This is a genomic window from Aquabacter sp. DMC10 (assembly GCF_056314145.1).
Map to the genome: position 1 here is coordinate 1,819 of NZ_JBQUYX010000015.1, position 3,432 is coordinate 5,250.

2 tRNA genes and 1 rRNA gene are annotated in these 3,432 nt (G+C 55.7%); all 3 read left to right on the forward strand.

What is annotated here, in order from left to right:
* Positions 1-28 precede the first annotated feature (28 nt).
* Positions 29-105, forward strand: a tRNA-Ile gene (locus ACT54L_RS24885).
* 49 nt (positions 106-154) lie between these two features.
* Positions 155-230 (forward strand) — tRNA-Ala (locus ACT54L_RS24890).
* A 367-nt stretch (positions 231-597) separates the two neighbouring features.
* A 23S ribosomal RNA gene (locus ACT54L_RS24895) occupies positions 598-3,414 on the forward strand.
* The last annotated feature ends 18 nt before the right edge of the window (positions 3,415-3,432 follow it).

Sequence of the window (3,432 nt, forward strand, 5' to 3'; positions counted from 1 at the left end):
GAACGAGGGTGATCGCTGCCCGGTTCACGGGCCTGTAGCTCAGGTGGTTAGAGCGCACCCCTGATAAGGGTGAGGTCGGACGTTCGAGTCGTCCCAGGCCCACCATCTTTCCAGAAGGTTGTCATCGGTACCGTACCTCTTCGTTCTCAGTTCTGGGGCCATAGCTCAGTTGGGAGAGCGCGTGCTTTGCAAGCATGAGGTCGTCGGTTCGATCCCGTCTGGCTCCACCATTTCTCCGAAGGTCTTTTGAAAAAGAGGCTTCGTCGAGGAAGGGGACGAGAGGATACAAGATGGTGTCTCTTCATATTATCCGCGAAATCCCTGTTTCATGTCTTCCATGAGGCCGACCTGTCGGCGGAAGGCATGCTGCTGTCTGACATCGTGAATAGAGCATTGTTCGATCTGCCCTGAGAGGGGCGGGCGGCGATCAAGAAAGACCTGGCCTTGGCCTGGTGTTTCGCAGAGACGTCGCCGGCGGGTGCTGACCGCACCGTCATTGGAACAATGTTGAAGCTGGTCTTTTAAATGAGTGCGTCGACCCGTCCGGATCTAACGGTCCGGGACCTCTGCCGAGGGGTGGGCATCGACGATGAGAACGATCAAGTGTCTTAAGGGCATTCGGTGGATGCCTTGGCGCTAAGAGGCGAAGAAGGACGTGGTACGCTGCGATAAGCTTCGGGGAGCTGCGAACAAGCTTTGATCCGGAGATTTCCGAATGGGGAAACCCACCTTCGAAAACTGGAACTCCGAGGTTTCGACCTCGGTGGGGTTTCGATCTGACCGAAGTTTAGACTTCGGATTTCCAGTTTTCACATGAAGGTATCTGATCCTGAATTCATAGGGGTTAGAGGCGAACCCGGGGAACTGAAACATCTAAGTACCCGGAGGAAAGGACATCAACAGAGACTCCGCTAGTAGTGGCGAGCGAACGCGGATCAGGCCAGTGGTGAAGGTGAGACAATCGGAAGCCGTCAGGAAAGCGGCGCCTTAGTGGGTGACAGCCCCGTACGAGTAAAGCAAACCTTCATCCTCGAGTAAGGCGGGACACGTGAAATCCTGTCTGAACATGGGGGGACCACCCTCCAAGCCTAAGTACTCCTTAGCGACCGATAGCGAACCAGTACCGTGAGGGAAAGGTGAAAAGCACCCCGACGAGGGGAGTGAAACAGTTCCTGAAACCGGATGCCTACAAACAGTGGGAGCCCGCAAGGGTGACCGCGTACCTTTTGTATAATGGGTCAGCGACTTAGTCTGGCGAGCAAGCTTAAGCCGATAGGCGTAGGCGCAGCGAAAGCGAGTCTGAACAGGGCGTTCAGTTCGTCGGATTAGACCCGAAGCCGGGTGATCTAGCCATGAGCAGGTTGAAGGTGCGGTAACACGCACTGGAGGACCGAACCGGTGCCTGTTGAAAAAGTCTCGGATGACTTGTGGCTAGGGGTGAAAGGCCAACCAAACCCGGAAATAGCTGGTTCTCCGCGAAAGCTATTTAGGTAGCGCCTCGTGCGAATACTCCTGGGGGTAGAGCACTGGATGGGCTAGGGGGTCTTACCGATCTACCAAACCTAACCAAACTCCGAATACCAGGAAGTAGTACACGGGAGACACACGGCGGGTGCTAACGTCCGTCGTGGAGAGGGAAACAACCCTGACTAACAGCTAAGGCCCCCAAGTCGTGGCTAAGTGGGAAAGGATGTGAGAGTCCGAAAACAACCAGGAGGTTGGCTTAGAAGCAGCCATCCTTTAAAGAAAGCGTAACAGCTCACTGGTCTAGGATTCTTGCGCCGAAAATGTAACGGGGCTCAAGCCACGCGCCGAAGCTTTAGGTTTGCCTTCGGGCAAGCGGTAGCGGAGCGTTCCGTAAGCCTGCGAAGGAGGACCCGTGAGGGCCTCTGGAGGTATCGGAAGTGCGAATGCTGACATGAGTAACGACAAACAGTGTGAAAGACACTGTCGCCGAAAGTCCAAGGGTTCCTGCGTAAAGCTAATCTGCGCAGGGTTAGCCGGCCCCTAAGGCGAGGCCGAAAGGCGTAGTCGATGGGAACCACGTTAACAATCGTGGGCCAGTGGGTGTGTGACGTATCCGGCAGCTTGTGAGGTCTTATTGGATTGATCTTGCAGGTGAAGGGTACCAGGAAATAGCCCCCACATAGACCGTACCCGAAACCGACACAGGTGGACTGGTAGAGTATACCAAGGCGCTTGAGAGAACTATGCTGAAGGAACTCGGCAATTTACCTCCGTAACTTCGGGATAAGGAGGCCTCTGGCTTGGGCAACCAGGTCGGAGGGGCACAGACCAGGGGGTGGCGACTGTTTAGCAAAAACACAGGGCTCTGCGAAATCGCAAGATGACGTATAGGGTCTGACGCCTGCCCGGTGCCGGAAGGTTAAGAGGAGAGGTGCAAGCTTTGAATCGAAGCCCCGGTAAACGGCGGCCGTAACTATAACGGTCCTAAGGTAGCGAAATTCCTTGTCGGGTAAGTTCCGACCTGCACGAATGGCGTAACGACTTCCCCGCTGTCTCCAGCATAGACTCAGTGAAATTGAATTCCCCGTGAAGATGCGGGGTTCCTGCGGTCAGACGGAAAGACCCCGTGCACCTTTACTGTAGCTTTGCACTGGCATTCGTGTTTGCATGTGTAGGATAGGTGGTAGACGTCGAAGCCGAGGCGCCAGCCTTGGTGGAGTCACCCTTGAAATACCACCCTTGGAAATATGGATGTCTAACCGCGGCCCGTCATCCGGGTCCGGGACAGTGCATGGTGGGCAGTTTGACTGGGGCGGTCGCCTCCCAAAGAGTAACGGAGGCGCGCGATGGTGGGCTCAGAGCGGTCGGAAATCGCTCGTTGAGTGCAATGGCATAAGCCTGCCTGACTGCGAGACTGACAAGTCGAGCAGAGACGAAAGTCGGCCATAGTGATCCGGTGGTCCCTCGTGGACGGGCCATCGCTCAACGGATAAAAGGTACGCCGGGGATAACAGGCTGATGATTCCCAAGAGTCCATATCGACGGAATCGTTTGGCACCTCGATGTCGGCTCATCACATCCTGGGGCTGGAGCAGGTCCCAAGGGTTCGGCTGTTCGCCGATTAAAGTGGTACGTGAGCTGGGTTCAGAACGTCGTGAGACAGTTCGGTCCCTATCTGCCGTGGGTGTCGGAATATTGAGAGGATCTGTCCCTAGTACGAGAGGACCGGGATGGACGTACCTCTGGTGGAGCTGTTGTGGCGCCAGCCGCAGTGCAGCGTAGCTATGTACGGACGGGATAACCGCTGAAAGCATCTAAGCGGGAAACCCACCTCAAAACGAGTATTCCCTTGAGAGGCGTGGAAGACCACCACGTTGATAGGCCGGGTGTGTAAGCGCAGCAATGCGTTCAGCTTACCGGTACTAATCCCTCGATCGGCTTGATCGTTCCCATCCTCGATGTCCA